The 14736-nt window shown below is 73.8% G+C and carries 9 protein-coding genes; 3 read left to right on the top strand and 6 right to left on the bottom strand.

Features of this window, described 5'->3' with window-relative positions; translation table 11 throughout:
* Positions 1–109: 109 nt before the first annotated feature.
* Positions 110–1306 (top strand): globin domain-containing protein, encoded by a 1197-nt coding sequence (locus OG594_RS05535; protein WP_266595724.1) that lies wholly within the window; start codon positions 110–112, stop codon positions 1304–1306.
* Between the two features lie 43 nt (positions 1307–1349).
* Here the strand turns inward: OG594_RS05535 and OG594_RS05530 are convergent, their stop codons facing one another.
* Complete coding sequence (locus OG594_RS05530; RefSeq protein WP_266595722.1) at positions 1350–2378, bottom strand: nucleoside triphosphate pyrophosphohydrolase; 1029 nt, start codon at positions 2376–2378, stop codon at positions 1350–1352.
* Positions 2379–2432: 54 nt separating this feature from the next.
* Positions 2433–3056 (bottom strand): SurA N-terminal domain-containing protein, encoded by a 624-nt coding sequence (locus tag OG594_RS05525; RefSeq protein WP_266595720.1) that lies wholly within the window; start codon positions 3054–3056, stop codon positions 2433–2435.
* A 278-nt stretch (positions 3057–3334) separates the two neighbouring features.
* On the opposite strand from OG594_RS05525, the gene OG594_RS05520 reads away from it, so the two are divergent.
* Entirely contained in the window at positions 3335–5785 is a 2451-nt protein-coding gene (locus OG594_RS05520) for a YfhO family protein (RefSeq protein ID WP_266595718.1), read from the top strand.
* Here the strand turns inward: OG594_RS05520 and OG594_RS05515 are convergent.
* The 3 genes from OG594_RS05515 to OG594_RS05505 all read right to left on the bottom strand — a co-directional run bounded on the left by OG594_RS05515 (position 5769) and on the right by OG594_RS05505 (position 10072).
* Complete coding sequence (locus OG594_RS05515; protein ID WP_266595716.1) at positions 5769–7277, bottom strand: serine/threonine-protein kinase; 1509 nt, start codon at positions 7275–7277, stop codon at positions 5769–5771. The two genes, OG594_RS05520 and OG594_RS05515, sit on opposite strands and share 17 nt — an antisense overlap.
* Positions 7274–7864 (bottom strand): hypothetical protein, encoded by a 591-nt coding sequence (locus OG594_RS05510; protein WP_266595714.1) that lies wholly within the window; start codon positions 7862–7864, stop codon positions 7274–7276. The genes OG594_RS05515 and OG594_RS05510 overlap by 4 nt, the downstream gene beginning before the upstream one ends.
* A 168-nt stretch (positions 7865–8032) precedes the next feature.
* Positions 8033–10072, bottom strand: coding sequence for an N-6 DNA methylase (locus OG594_RS05505; protein ID WP_266595712.1), 2040 nt, complete (start codon positions 10070–10072; stop codon positions 8033–8035).
* A 211-nt stretch (positions 10073–10283) separates the two neighbouring features.
* Here OG594_RS05505 and OG594_RS05500 point away from each other — a divergent pair, with 211 nt between their 5' ends.
* The gene (locus tag OG594_RS05500) at positions 10284–10997 is read left to right on the top strand and encodes a hypothetical protein (protein ID WP_266595710.1); all 714 of its coding nucleotides are present in this window, start codon (positions 10284–10286) and stop codon (positions 10995–10997) included.
* 96 nt (positions 10998–11093) lie between these two features.
* Here OG594_RS05500 and mfd read toward each other — a convergent pair whose 3' ends face one another.
* Complete coding sequence (gene mfd / locus OG594_RS05495; RefSeq protein ID WP_266595708.1) at positions 11094–14627, bottom strand: transcription-repair coupling factor; 3534 nt, start codon at positions 14625–14627, stop codon at positions 11094–11096.
* Between the last annotated feature and the right edge of the window lie 109 nt (positions 14628–14736).

Genomic DNA, 14736 nt, shown 5'->3' with positions numbered 1-14736 from the left:
CGAACCCCCATCCGATATGGGCGGTTAGTCGCGGCTGTCCGTAGATCGGCCATCCCTTGACCTGAACTTCTCCGGCATTCCTACTTTCGGTTTTGTGGATGTCAGGATCTTGAAAAGCAGTTTCGCGGTGGTGGAGAGACGGGCCGAGCACGCCGTCAAGTTCTTCTACTCCCACCTCTTCTGGCACAACCCCGCGGTCCGCGCCCTCTTCCCGGACTCACTCCACGACATGGAACGCCAGCGGGACCGGCTCTTCGCCGCGCTCACCCACGTGATCGCCCACATCGACGACGAGACCCTCGGCCCCTACCTGCGCGACCTGGGACGCGACCACCGCAAGTTCCTGGTCCGCCCCGAGCACTACGCGGCCGTCGGCGCCAGCCTGCTCGCCGCACTCGCCGAGACCTCCGGCGCGGCCTGGACCCCACCGGTCGAAAAGGCCTGGGCCGAGGCCTACCAGGTGATGGCCGACGCGATGACGGCCGGCGCCGACGCGAGCGAGGACCCGCCGTGGTGGGACGCGGAGGTCGTGCGCCACCTCCAGTACGGACCGGACATAGGCGTCCTGACGCTCCGGCCGCACGCCCCCTTCCCCTATCTCCCCGGCCAGTACACGAGCGTGAGCAGCGACCGGGTCCCGACGACCTGGCGCACCTACTCCATCGGCAACGCTCCCCGCCCCGACGGCACCCTCGACCTGCACGTCAGCCGGGTCGACCGGGGGCGCCTGAGCACCACCCTGGTCCGCGAGACCCGGCCGGGCGACGTGCTGCGGCTCAGCGCCGCCGGCGGGCAGCTGACCTTCCGCCGCGAGGACCGCCCGGTCAGCCTGATCGCCGCCGGCACCGGCTGGGCACCCATCCGGGCCCTGCTGGAGGACCTCGCGGAGCGTCCCTGCGATCAGGACGTACGGCTCTTCGTGGTGGCCCGGGACGGCGCGCACCTCTACGACCGCCCGCTCATCGACGCGTACGCCGCCAGCTGCGCCTGGCTCGCCGTCACCTACATCACGCCCGCCCCCGGGCGCCCCCGCAACCAGGCGACCGACCGGCTGGCGACCGCGCTGGGCAACCGGGGGCTGTGGCCGGACCAGGACGTCTACCTCAGCGGTCCGCCGCAGTTCATCGACGAGACCGCCCACCTCCTCCAGGAGCTGGGCGCCCGCCCCGGCCGCCTCTTCCACGACGCCGTGCCGGCCCGGGGCCACGCGTACGGGGAGCGCCCGCTGGGATTCGGCGAGTGGTTCCTCGACCCCCCGGCGCCCCACTGGCACGACCCGTCGGCCCGCGCGCCGAGGACGTACTGAAGGAAGGAAGCGAGGAAGGAAGGAAAGAAAGAAAGAAGGTCCCCTACTCGCCCGGCTCCGCCACGCCCTCGGCCACCCGGATCGCGTCCCGGTAGGCGCGGGCCGCCGCGCGCAGCGCGGTCTCGGGGTCGGTCCCCGCCGCCTCGGCGCGTGCCGCGAGCTCCAGCAGCTCGTACCCGATGCCCTCGCCACGAGGCAGTTCCACGGCCACGCCGCCCGTCCGGACCCGGCCCGCGAGCTTGGCGGCGAGCGCCAGGCCGGGCTGGCCCACCGGGATCCCGTCGGTCACCGACTCCCGCTGCTTCTCCACCGCCTTGGTGCGCTGCCAGTGCGCGTTGACGTCCTCCGGGGTCTCGGCCTCCGCGTCACCGAAGACGTGCGGGTGCCGGTGGATCAGCTTGGTGACGAGCGCCCCGGCCACGTCGTCGATGGAGAAGGCCTCGGCAGCGTCCTCGCCCTCCCCGCCGGCCTCCTCGGCGATCCGGGCGTGGAAGACCACCTGGAGCAGCACGTCGCCGAGCTCCTCGCGCAGCTCCTCCCGGTCCCCGGCCTCGATGGCCTCGACCAGCTCGTACGCCTCCTCGATCGCGTACTTGGCCAGGCCCCGGTGGGTCTGCCGGGAGGTCCACGGGCATTCGCGCCGGACCCGGTCCATCACCTGGACCAGGTCGAGCAGGCGCGCCCCCGGCAGGTCGTAGGAGCCCGGGAGCAGTTCCAGGTCGGGCATGGAGACCCGGCCCGAGCCGGCCAGCCGGGCCAGCCCGTCGGTGAGCCGCTGGTCGCCCTCGCCGCCCGGGAGCACCACGACCGTACGGCCGCCCGCGCAGGCCTCGACCAGCGCGTGCGCGTCCGGGCTCTCGAACGCGACCTCGATGCCCGCCTCCCGCAGGTACGGCAGCTGCGGGTGGTCGGGGTCGGCGCACAGCACCCGGTCCGCGGCGTGCAGGACCTGCCACGCCGGCCAAGACAGCACGCCGGGGGCGACCCGGTGGCTGGTGGTCAGCAGGACGATGCGGCCCGTGGGCTCGGCAGCGGTGGCGGCGGTGGTGGTGGGTTCGGAGTGGTCGGTCACCCTCCGAACCTACCTCCGGCGCGCCGGTCCGCGGCCCGGGGGGACCCCGGAGCCTCAGGCTCCGGCGGGCGCCGCCTCGGGCCGCGTCCGCTGGGTGATCCAGGGCGTCTCCCCGGTGCCGAGCTTGATCTCCTTGGCGTCCCAGGCGCCGTAGCGCGGGTTCACCTCGATGTGCAGTGCCTCGACGGCGACGCGGGCGGGCTCCTCCAGCTTCCCGGCTCCGTACTTGGCGGTGAGCGCGGTGAGGAGCACCCGGTCCCGGAGGAAGCGGTCGACCTGGCCGGGAGCCATGGCCCCCTTCTGTAGGAGCAGTGCCTCGAACTGCTCGTTGCCGCCGTTCTCGTCGACGTACGCCGTGCGTTCGTCCTCGATGTCCTTCTGGGTGGCCGTGAGCCCGGCGGTGTCGGCCATCTTGTCGATGATCCGGCTCTGGAGGAGCGCGTCGAGCTTCTGCCGCTCCAGGTGGGGGGTGCTCGCGATGAGTTCGGCGGCGGCCTGCCCGGAACGGTTCTGCGCCGCGCGGACGTCGTTGACCTGGGCCTGGAGCGCGGAAGTGGTGATCCGTTCGCCGCCCACGACGGCCGCGGTGCCGGGTCGGGGCTCGCCCGAGCAGGCGGACAGCAGGGGCGCCGCCACGAGCAGGGCGGCGGAGACGGAGAGCGCTGTGCGACGGTGCAAAGGAGCCTCCAGGGCCGGGAGATTGTGCGTCGGTGCACAAAGGGCCGTGCGGTGATCGATGTTATGAGGTCACGGTGATCCGGACCACCGGTTCGACCAACGATTCGCGCGCGGACCGAACACGCACCGTTCATAGGTGAGCCGGCGGGCGCCGGCGTGTCCGGCGCGCCACCCATCACCCGTTCTGGGGACCCTGCTCCCGCCGCACCGCCCGGATCGGCCACCGGCAACCCTGAGGCCACCCTTCGGTCATCCGGCCCTGCCAAGGTCGGCCCACCATGTCGACAACGCACCGCTCGCCGCACCCCTCGCCGCGTCCCGCACCGCGTCCCTCGCCGCCTCCCCCACCGCGCAGCTCGCCGCACGGCTCACCGCGCCGCCGGAGTCTGCTCGGCTCGGCGCTCGCCGCCCTGATCACGGCGGTCGCCGTGTGCGCCGGGGACGCCGCCGCCCGCGTGTTCCCCTACGGACCGCGCCACCGCAGCGTCAACGACCTCGGCAACCAGTTCGTCCCCTTCCACGCGCAGCTGTGGGACCTCCTGCACGGCCGCGCGGAGGGCGGGCTGCTGCTCAACTGGCGCTCCGGCTACGGCATGAGCCTCCTGCCGGACCTGGGCACCTACCTGACCAGCCCCTTCGCCGTCCTCGTCGGGCTCTTCCCGCGCGCGGACATCGACCTCGCCGTGTACGTCGTGACCGTGCTCAAGACATCGGCCGCGGCGGCGGCGATGGCCTGGCTGCTGCGCACGCAGCGCCGCGGTCCCTGGTGGGCCGCCGGGCTGCTCGGGGCCTCGTACGCGCTGTGCGGCTGGTCGGTGATCGAGGCCTCGTACAACCCGATGTGGCTGGACGGGCTGATCGCCTTCCCCCTGCTGTGCCTGACCGGTGAATGGGCCCTGCGCGGGCGCCGGATCCTGCTCGCGCCGCTGGTCGTCGCGGTCTGCTGGACGGCGAACTTCTACACCGCCTACATGGCGACGCTGGGTGCGGCGCTGGTGCTGCTGGTACGGGTGGTGCTCACCCGGGAGGGCGTCCGGAGCCGGCTGGCGGTGATCGCGCGGGGCGCCGGGACCACCGTGCTCGGGATCGCGCTCGCGGCACCCGTCCTCCTGCCCCTCTTCCTCAGCTCCGGGCGGGCCTATCCGGGATGGGTCAAGGAGTTCCGGCCGGTGACCTGGGCGGACCTGTTCGCACGGCTGCTGCCGGGGACGTACTCCTTCTCCTCCCCCGCCGTCTTCGTGGGCACCGGGACCCTGCTGCTGGTGGCCGCGCTGCCCTTCCACCGGGCGGTCCCGGCGCGCACCCGGCTGTGGTGGGCGGGGCTGACCGTGGCCGTGGCGCTGTCCCTCCAGTGGGCGCCGACCCATCTGGCCTGGCACCTGTTCGCCACCCCGAACGGAAGCCCGTACCGGCAGACCTTCGTGCTGGCCGGGATCGCCGTGATCGCCGCCTGGACCGGGCTGGCCGCGGGCCCGCCCCGGCCGCCGGCGCTGGCCGCGGGTGCCGGCGTCCTGACGGCCGCCGTGCTGTGGGCGCACGACAGCCCCCTGGTGACGGCGGCCGGCTACGCGCTCTTCGCCGGCGGGCTGGTGCTGGCGGGTGCGGCCTGGTGGGCGCTGCGCCACCGCCGCGCCGCGTGGCCGGCGGCCGGGCTGCTCGCGCTGGTCCTGCTGGCCCAGGCCGCCGCGACCACCGCCTACGGCCACAAGGGCAAGCTGGGCGGCCTGGACGACTACCCGTCCTGGGGGCCGGCGCACACCGCGCGCGCCGAGGCCCTGGCCGGTGCCGAGGGCTGGCCCGCGTACCGCACCGACCCGAGCCGGCCCGCCCTGACGGGCAACGACCCGCTGCTGCTCGGCGGCGAGGGCGGCGCCTACTACAGCAGCCACACCCCGGACGTGTTCACCCGCACGATGGTCGCGCTCGGGGCGGGCTGGACCTCGCGCGGACGCAACGTCCAGAGCATCGACAACCCGGTCACGGACGCCGTCTTCGCGGTCGGCGCACGGCTACAGCCCGACGGCACGGTCCGCCGCGCCCAGGTGCCGCCGCTGGTGACGACCCGCCCGCCCGGAGCCCCCCTCTCCTACGCCGACGACTCCCCCTTCGCCAACCAGGAAGCGCTGCTGGGCGCCCGGGTGTACGAGGACCCGCTCGCCCCCGGCACCTGCCGCGCGGGCACGGAGGCCTACCTGTGGGCCCCCGAGTACAACGCGACGGCCCGCCTCGCGGACGGCCCCGCCTTCCGCCTGAACGGCAACGCCCCCCGCAACCGGGCCGCCCTCCAGCCGATGGGCCCCTCCCGCGGGGAGTCCTCGGTGCTGGTCTTCGACGCGGCCCCGCCCCCGCGGTGGACCCTGTCCTGCCTGGACCGGGCGCGGCTCGACGCCGCGGTGGCCGACCTGCGGGCAACGTCCGCGACCTCGGTCCGGGTCGGCGCCTCCGAGGTCCACGCCACGCTCCCGCCGGGCACGACCGGCACGGCGGTCCTCTCGGCCCCCGCGATCGCCGGCTGGACCTGCAACGGCCGCCCGGCCGCCAGCCACCTGGGCCTGGTGGCGGTCCCGCTCTCCCCCGGCACCACCGGGGTGAGCTGCGCGTTCCGCCCGCCGGGTCTGGTTCCGGGGCTGGCGGTCATGGCGGGCGCGTCGGGGATCCTGCTGCTCGCGGCGCTGCGGGGGCGGGCCCGGGCCCGCCGCACCACCCGCTCGGTCAGCGGACCTGGCTGAGCCAGTGCAGGGTGCGGCGGATCTCGGCCGGGAAGGGGTGGCCCGGGCCGTGCAGCCGTTCCGCGTCGAACAGCAGCCGGGCCAGGGTGTCGTGGGCCGCCTGGCGGTCGCCGAGGGAGAGCAGCAGGTGGGCTATCCGGCGGCGGACCTCCAGCGGTAGACCCGGGTCCGGGTTGGCGTAGTGGTTCTCGAAGAACGGGAGCAGCGAGCGGTACTCCGCCAGCGCGGCGGCCGGCTCGCCCAGTTGCTCCAGGCACTGGGCCGAGTCGTAGCGGAAGCGCAGCGACTGGGGGTCCCCGGCCGGGAACTCGTCGGCGAGGCGGCGCAGTTCCGGCAGGGCGCGCCGGTACTGGCCGTCGTCCATGAGCGTGGCGGCGTACTGCTTGCGCAGGGAGCGGACCACCGGGGAGTGCTCCCCGTGCTCGGCGGCCGCCGCCGGGAGGATGCCGCCGAGGATGTCCACGGCCTGGGTGAGCCGCCCCTCGTCCAGGAGCTTGCGGGCCTCGTCCACGGCGCCGGGCACGTCGGCCTTGGGCGGCGCGGGCGGGGTGCTCGGCCGCGGGGGGATGGCCGCGGCCCGGTCCGGCCAGGGTGCCTGCGGGCGCAGGAAGGGCCGGGTCGGGTCGAGCGGGCCGGAGGGGGTGCGGCTGTCGCGGGCGGGAAGCAGCGGGGCCAGGGCCTCGTAGACCTCCTGGGCGGAGGAGGGCCGGTCCTGCGGGTCCTTGGCGAGGAGGTGGAGCAGGAGCTTCTCCAGCTCCGGCGGGATCTCCGGGCGCATCTGGCGGACCGGGAGCGGGGGCTCGTACAGGTGGCGGTGCAGGACGCCGAGGGCGGTGGATCCGGCGAAGGGGACGTTGCCGCTGAGGAGTTCGTACAGCAGCACGCCGAGGGCGTACAGGTCGGTGTACGGGCCCACGGCGCCGCCCATGGCCTGCTCGGGCGCCATGTACGCGGGGCTACCGATGGGCGAGCCGGTGCTGGTGAGACGGGTGGTGTCGGTGTCCATCACCGAGGCCACGCCGAGGTCCAGGACGAGCACGGTGCCGTCCGGGCGGACCATCACGTTGCGCGGCTTCAGGTCGCGGTGCACGATCGGCACCGCGTGCACGGCCGACAGCACCGAGCACAGCTGCGCGACGACGGCGACCGCCCACTGCCAGGGGTAGGGGTCGTGCTCGGCGAGGTGGTCGGCGAGGTCGGCGCCCTCCACGTAGCCCATGACGAGGAAGAGTTCGTCGCCGTCGCTGCCCGCGTCGTGGACGGTGACCAGGCCGGGGTGGTCGACCTGTGCGGTGACCCGGCACTCGCGCACGAAGCGGCGGCGCAGTTCTTCGGCGACCGTGCCGGGGCCCGCGACCTTGTCGGGGCGCAGCAGTTTGACGGCGACGCGGCGGTCCAGGCGCCGGTCGTAGGCGGTCCAGACCTGGCCCATGCCGCCCTGGCCGAGGACGGTCGCGAGCTGGTAGCGGTCGCCGATGAGCCGGTCGGTCACTGCTGGGGGTCCTGGAACGGGGTCTGGTGGGGATCGTGGCGGGGGCCGCCGGCCGGCGGGGTCTGCTTGCGCAGCAGCTCGCTGAGCTCGTCGAGCTCGGCGCGGACCTGCCCGATGCGCGGGGGCGGCGTCGGCTGCGGCGGCACCTGCGGAGGTGCCGGGGTCTGCGCGGGGGTCGGCGTCGGGGTGGAGGGCCGGGTGGTGGCCGTGGCGGGCGGGTACCCGTAGGCGGGCCCGGACGGCTGCGGGTGGACGTACGGAGCGGACTGCGCCGGGTACCACTGCGCGGTCGGGGCCGACCGCCGGGCCTCGTGGTGCTTGATGTCGGCGACGAGGAAGTACACGCAGATCGCGAGTCCGCTGAAGATCGAGCCGCCGGCGCCCAGGTTGCCCTGCCAGCCGTTGACGTCGGGGGTGGGGTCGATCTGGATGAGCGTCATCCACACGACGGCGAGCACACCGCTGACCACCATCAGCGTCCAGTCACGGGACTTGCGGGTGACCAGGGCGAGCCGCAGCAACGACCCCCAGGCGAGGAAGCCGCAGCTGAGGATGGGCAGCAGCACGAACAGCACGCGCAATGCCATCACACCCCCCGAATCGGACTGGGGGCCGTGCTGCGGCGGAAGGCCGGGGCCGTGCATCGCTGCTCCTGACGGGCCGTGCGGAAGAAGTTTCGGGTCTGAGGGTATACAGCGTTCCCGGCCAGGGGTGAGGGGATGCGCGCAACCGTTGCACGCTCGCTGCACGGCCGTTCACTCCGGCGTGACCGTGCCGTCGGAGAGACCGTCGTGGAAACCCTGTACGAGTTGTTCGCCGAGCCGGCCCGCCAGCCGCAGTGCGTCCTCGAACTCGGCGAGTGCGCGGAAGCGGAGCCCGTAGCTCTGCTGTTGTGCCAGGGGCAGCCGGGGCAGCTGGAGCCGGCGCACGTCGAGCCGGGTGGCGGTGGAGGCGTGGCTGCTGGCGCGGCGGGTGTTGGCGGTGCCGCGCAGGAATCCGGCCAGGAACCACGGGTCGAGGGCGTCGGGGTCGGGGCGCAGCAGGGCCAGGCCGCGCCCCGGTACCGCGCCCGCGACGGCCTCGTCGACGACCCGGGCGATGGCCGCGCCGCCGACGAGGGGGACGAGTACGTCGCCGGGGGCGGTGAGCACGGGCTCGTCGGCGGTGGGCACCAGGGTGCCGGAGGGGCCGCTCCCGGTGGAGACGTCCTGTTCGGTGAGGACGGGGGCCGAGCCGGTTCCGCCGCCGGTGCCGGTGTGCAGCTCCAGGGCTCCGGCGCGGGCGAGTTCGCCGACGGTGGTCATCGGCGGTCGGGCCGTGCCCCCGGCGGGCGCCGCCGCGGGCGGCGGGGTGAGCCGGGCGGCCCGGCCGAGGGTCTCGCCGAGCTTCTCCCGTACGGCGGTCAGCTCGGCCGGGCCGCCGCCGGCGGCCGGCGGGGGCAGGTGGCGGGCGGGGGTGAGGTCCACGTCGTCGTCCAGCAGCTCGATGACGGGGACGACGCGGCTGACGCCGGGCGCCGGCGCGAGGGAGCCGGTGCGGTCGTACGCGCTCCAGGCGTCCTCCACCGCGCCGTGCACGGCGGGCCACGCCGTGCGCAGCGGGGTGTCGGCGGCGAGCGCCGCGGTGTCGATGAGCAGCAGCCCGGCCGGGGGCGCCGCGTGCGGGGCGGGCCGGCGCAGCACCCACAGGTGCAGGGGGATCCCGTACGGGGGCGCGGCGCCGGCGGGGAGCGCGACGACGGCCCGCAGCGCGCCGCGGCGCAGCAGGTCGGCGCGGATGCGGCGGCCCGAGCGGCGGGCGGCGACGGCGGGCGGCATGAGCAGGACGGCGGTGCCGCCTTCGCGCAGGTGGGCCAGGGCGTGCTGGACCCAGGCGAGTTCGGATTCGGTGCGGGCCGGGAAGCCGTACTCCCAGCGCGGGTCGTAGGCCAGTTCCTCGTGGCCCCAGCCGCGTTCGTTGAACGGCGGGTGGCAGAGCACGGCGTCGACCGTGTCCGGGGCGAAGGCGTCGGCCCGCAGGCTGTCGGCGGCGGCCGCGCGGACCTGGGGCGTTCCGTTCAGGGCGAGGCGCAGGGCGGCGAGCGCGGCGAGTTCGGGCGCGGAGTCCTGCGCGTACAGGGCGGTGGCGCCGGGGACGGCCCGCAGCAGGGTGCCGGTGCCGCAGGCGGGGTCGAGGACGGTGCGGGAGGAGGGTCCGGCGAGGGCGGCCATGAGCCCGGCGAGGCCGTCCGGGGTGAGCGTGTACTGGCGGGGGTTGGCGTCGAGGTGGCGCCCGAGGAGGAACTCGAAGGCCTGGCGGGCCCCGAGTTCGGCGGCGAGTTCGGCGGCGGCCCGCAGCAGCGGCATGGTGGCCGGGTTCAGCGGGATCTCGGCGAGCGCGTGGCCGGGCCCGAGGCGCGCGCCGAGCACCTGGTCGAGGACGGGCCGCAGCAGGGTGGACATGCGTGCGTCGGAGACGGCGGTCAGCTCCAGCCAGTCGGCGGGCCGGTCCCGTACGACGAGCAGGGCGCCGCCCGCCTTGACGAGTGCGGTGACGGCCCCACCGGGGTGGGCGGTGATCTGCTGCCAGACGCGTTCGCGCAGCGGAACCTCGGCGAGCTTGCCCTGGGCGCGCAGCCAGTGCTCCACCTCGTCGAGGGAGAAGGAGGGGCTGGTCTCGGTGCCGCCGACGGGCTGGGGGAAGTCGGCGTGGCGGCGCCGCCAGTTGCTCACGGCCGCGCGGCCGACTCCGGCCAGGCGGGCGACCTCGGCCGCGGTGACCGCGGTGACCTCTGCTGCGGCGTTCTCCTCGGGCATGCCGGGGAGCATACCCGCTCACACTCGAGAGATCGATTCACAGCGTGAACTCAAGAACTTCCGTGAATCATGTTGACTCGGTTCACATGCATCTGCTGTGATCGGCACGCCTTCACCCGCCGGACCGTCACGCTCCCCCGTGAGCGGAACACGATCTTCCGCTTCTCCTTTAATCTTCCTTTACCCCTTCCAGCTGCCCTAGAGAGTCCCCATGCGCACCGCCCACCGCCTCACCGCCACCGCCGCCCTCGCCTGCGCCGCCGCCCTCGGCCTCACCGGTTGCTTCGCCTCCGGCCCGTTCGCGGACCTGTCCGGCTCCGAGGTGGCGGACAAGTCCGTCGACGCCCTGCGCGGCGCCGCCTCGCTCACCGTCAGCGGCAAGATCTGGGACGAGGGCAAGCCGATGGAGCTGAACATGGCCGTCAGCAAGACCGGCGACTGCCGGGGCACGATCGCCAGCGAGGAGGGCTCCTTCGAGCTGATCCGCAACGCCGAGTTCGTGTTCATCAAGGCGGACGAGCCCTTCTACCGCTCGCAGATGAAGGACCTGCCCAAGGACCAGGCGGACGGGGCGGTCAAGCAGCTGGCGGGCCACTGGCTGAAGTCGAAGGCCTCGGACGCCGACTCCAAGGAGATCGCCTCCCTGTGCGACCTGGACGAGCTGCTCAAGGAGTTCGACGACAGCAAGGGCGCGAAGAAGGGCGAGGTCACCTCGGTCTCCGGCCAGAAGGCCCTCACCCTGACCACGAAGACCGACGAGGGCACCGAGACCCTGCTGGTCGCCACCGAGGGCACGCCGTACCTGCTCAAGGCGGGCATCACCGGCAAGGAGCCGGCCGAGGTCTCCTTCTCCGGCTTCGACGAGCCGGTCCAGGCCGAGGCCCCGGCCGACAAGGACGTCATAGACCCGGACCAGCTGGGCTGAGCCGCGCACGCGGGAACGGCCGTGGCCGGGGACCCCTGAGGTCCCCGGCCACGGCCGTTCCCGTCGTCAGCGCACCCGCTACGGCCGCTACGGCCCCTACGAGCCGAGGATGGTGGTGAGGAACTCCCCCGTCCAGGCCAGCAGTTCCCGCCCGACCACCGGCTTCCCGCCGATCTTGCCCGCCTTCGGGCGCGGAACCAGCACCTGCGAGGTGGCGGGCTTGAGCACCGTCCCCGGGTAGAGCCGTTTCAGCCGCAGCTCCTGCGACTCGCGCAGCTCCACCGGACCGAAGCGGACGTTGTTGCCCTGGAGGGTGATGTCCCCGACCCCGCAGGCCCGGGCCAGCATCCGCAGCCCGGCCACCAGCAGCAGGTTCTCCACCGGCTCCGGCAGCTTGCCGTAGCGGTCGGTGAGTTCCTCGCGGACCGCCTTGATGTCGGCCTCGGAGGTGGCGGAGGCGATGGACCGGTACGCCTGCAGGCGCAGCCGCTCGCCCGGCGCGTAGTCGTGCGGGACGTGCGCGTCGACCGGCAGCTCGATCTTGACCTCCAGCGGCGGCTCCTCCTCCACCTGACCCTCGACCGCGGCCCGGTAGTCGGCCACGGCCTCGCCGACCATCCGGATGTAGAGGTCGAAGCCGACGCCCGCGATGTGACCGGACTGCTCGCCGCCGAGCAGGTTGCCCGCGCCGCGGATCTCCAGGTCCTTCATCGCCACGTACATGCCCGCACCCATCTCGGTGTGCTGGGCGATCGTCGCGAGCCGCTCGTGCGCGGTCTCGGTCAGCGGCTTCTCCGGCGGGTAGAGGAAGTACGCGTACCCGCGCTCGCGGCCGCGCCCGACGCGTCCGCGCAGCTGGTGCAGCTGGCTCAGGCCGAAGTTGTCGCCGCGCTCCACGATCAGGGTGTTGGCGTTGGAGATGTCGATGCCCGACTCGACGATCGTGGTCGACACGAGCACGTCGAACTTCTTCTCCCAGAAGTCGACGACGACCTGCTCCAGGGCCTGCTCCGACATCTGGCCGTGGGCCGTCGCGATCCGCGCCTCGGGCACGATCTCGCGCAGCTTGGCGGCCGCCCGGTCGATGGACTCGACCCGGTTGTGGATGTAGAAGCACTGGCCCTCGCGCAGCAGCTCGCGGCGGATGGCCGCGCCGATCTGCTTCTCCTCGTACGGGCCGACGAAGGTCAGGACCGGGTGGCGCTCCTCCGGCGGGGTGGTGATCGTCGACATCTCGCGGATGCCGGTCACCGCCATCTCCAGGGTGCGCGGGATCGGGGTCGCGGACATGGTGAGCACGTCCACGTTGGCGCGGAGCTTCTTCAGCTGCTCCTTGTGCTCCACGCCGAAGCGCTGCTCCTCGTCGACGATGACCAGGCCGAGGTCCTTGAACCTCGTCTCCTGCGAGAACAGCCGGTGGGTGCCGATGACCACGTCCACCGAGCCCTCGTGGAGACCCTCCAGGGTGGCCTTGGACTCGCTCTCGCTCTGGAAGCGCGAGAGCGCCTTCACCTTGACGGGGAACTGGCTGTAGCGCTCGGAGAAGGTGCCGAAGTGCTGCTGCACGAGCAGGGTCGTGGGGACGAGGACGGCGACCTGCTTGCCGTCCTGGACCGCCTTGAACGCGGCGCGCACGGCGATCTCAGTCTTGCCGTACCCCACGTCGCCGCAGATCAGCCGGTCCATCGGGACCGACTTCTCCATGTCCTCCTTGACCTCGGCGATGGTGGTCAGCTGGTCGGGCGTCTCCGCGTACGGGAAGGCGTCCTCCAGCTCGCGCTGCCAGGGGGTGTCCGGTCCGAAGGTGTGGCCGGGGGCCGCCATGCGCGCGCTGTAGAGCTTGATGAGGTCGGCGGCGATCTCCTTGACCGCCTTCTTCGCGCGCGCCTTGGTCTTGGTCCAGTCGGCGCCGCCGAGCCGGTGCAGCGTCGGGGCCTCGCCGCCCACGTACTTGGTGACCTGCTCCAGCTGGTCGGTGGGGATGTAAAGCCGGTCGCCGGGCTGCCCGCGCTTGGCCGGCGCGTACTCCACCAGCAGGTACTCGCGGGTGGCCCCCTGCACCGTGCGCTGGACCATCTCGACGTAGCGGCCCACGCCGTGCTGCTCGTGGACGATGTAGTCGCCGGCCTCCAGGGTCAGCGGGTCGATGGTCTTGCGGCGCCGGGTCGGCATCCGGCCGAGGTCCTTGGTGGCGGTGCGCTGGCCGGTCAGGTCGGTCTCGGTGAGCACGGCCAGGCGCAGCACCGGATCGACGAAGCCGTTGTCGATCGAGCCGCAGGCGACGTGCACCAGGCTCGGCTCCAGGGCGCGCAGTTCCGGCTCCAGCCGGGCCGCGATGCCCTCGCCGCCGAGCACCTCGACGGTACGGGCGGCCGGGCCGTGGCCCTCGGTGAGGTAGACGGTGTGCCAGCCGTCGGCGATCCAGCCCTTGGTGTCGGCCAGCGCCCGGGCGGTGTCGCCGCGGTAGGCCTCCGGGGCGTGCATGCCGAGCTTGAGGGTGTCGCTGCCGCCCGCGCTCTCGTCGGCGGCGAAGGGGGACACCGACCACCACATCATGTCCAGCTCGCGGGCCCGCTCGCGGACATCGGCGATCCCGCGGAGCGAGGCCGCGCCGACGTCGATGGGGGCCTCGCCGCCGCCCGCGGTGGCCGCCCAGGAGGCCATCAGGAACTCCTGGCTCGTCGCCACGAGGTCGGCGGCCCGGGTCCGGACCCGCTCCGGGTCGCAGACCACGGCCATCGACCCGGCGGGCAGCACGTCGATCAGCAGTTCCATCTCGTCGACGAGGACCGGGGCGAGGGACTCCATGCCCTCCACGGCGATCCCCTCGGCGATCTTGTGCAGCAGCTCGCCGAGCTCGGGATGGGCCTCGGCGAGGGCCGCGGCCCGCTCCCGTACCGCGTCGGTCAGCAGCAGCTCGCGGCAGGGCGGGGCCCACAGCCCGTGTTCGGCGATCTCCAGGGAGCGCTGGTCGGCGACCTTGAAGTAACGGATCTCCTCGACCTCGTCGCCCCAGAACTCGATGCGCAGCGGGTGTTCCTCGGTGGGCGGGAACACATCGAGGATGCCGCCGCGCACGGCGAACTCCCCGCGCTTCTCGACGAGCTCGACCCGGGCGTACGCGGCGGCGGCCAGCGCCTCGGTGACCTCCCCGAGGTCGGCGCCGCCGCCGTGCCGCAGGCTGACCGGGACCAGCTCCCCGAGCCCCTTGACCTGCGGCTGGAGCACGGACCGGATGGGCGCGACGAGCACGCTCACGGGACCTGCGGCCGGGTCGTCCTTGCTCGGGTGCACCAGGCGGCGCAGGACGGCGAGCCGGCGGCCCATGGTGTCGCTGCGCGGGCTGAGCCGCTCGTGCGGGAGCGTCTCCCAGGAGGGGTACTCCACCACCTCGTCGGGGGGCAGCAGGGAACGCAGCGCGGCGGCCAGGTCCTCGGCCTCGCGCCCGGTGGCGGTGACCGCCAGCACGGTGCGCCCCGTCTGCCGGGCCAGCGCGGCGATCGCGAAGGGCCGCGCGGCGGCGGGGCCGACCAGGTCCACGTGCATGCGCTTGCCGTCCCCGGCCGCGGTGACCGCCTCGGCGAGGGCGGCATCACGGGTGACGGCGTCGAGCAGTCCGTGCAGGCTCATGAAGAGGCTTTCCGTCCGGTGAAGGTCTGGAGTCTGAAAGGTGTGCGGTGCGGGTGCGGGGGCAACGCGAAGGGCCCGACACGTCGCACGGGCCGGGGGTTCCCACCCT

Source organism: Streptomyces sp. NBC_01214, assembly GCF_026340975.1.
Lineage (GTDB): Bacteria > Actinomycetota > Actinomycetes > Streptomycetales > Streptomycetaceae > Streptomyces.
The sequence above is the reverse complement of the archived record's forward strand: the minus strand, read 5'-3'. Positions and strand labels throughout refer to the sequence as shown.

Coding starts and splice junctions, on each gene's coding strand:
- OG594_RS05520 (WP_266595718.1), top strand. CDS start 3,335: ATGTCGACAACGCACCGCTCGCCGCACCCCTCGCCGCGTCCCGCACCG.
- OG594_RS05510 (WP_266595714.1), bottom strand. CDS start 7,864: ATGGCATTGCGCGTGCTGTTCGTGCTGCTGCCCATCCTCAGCTGCGGC.
- OG594_RS05505 (WP_266595712.1), bottom strand. CDS start 10,072: ATGCCCGAGGAGAACGCCGCAGCAGAGGTCACCGCGGTCACCGCGGCC.
- OG594_RS05500 (WP_266595710.1), top strand. CDS start 10,284: ATGCGCACCGCCCACCGCCTCACCGCCACCGCCGCCCTCGCCTGCGCC.
- mfd (WP_266595708.1), bottom strand. CDS start 14,627: ATGAGCCTGCACGGACTGCTCGACGCCGTCACCCGTGATGCCGCCCTC.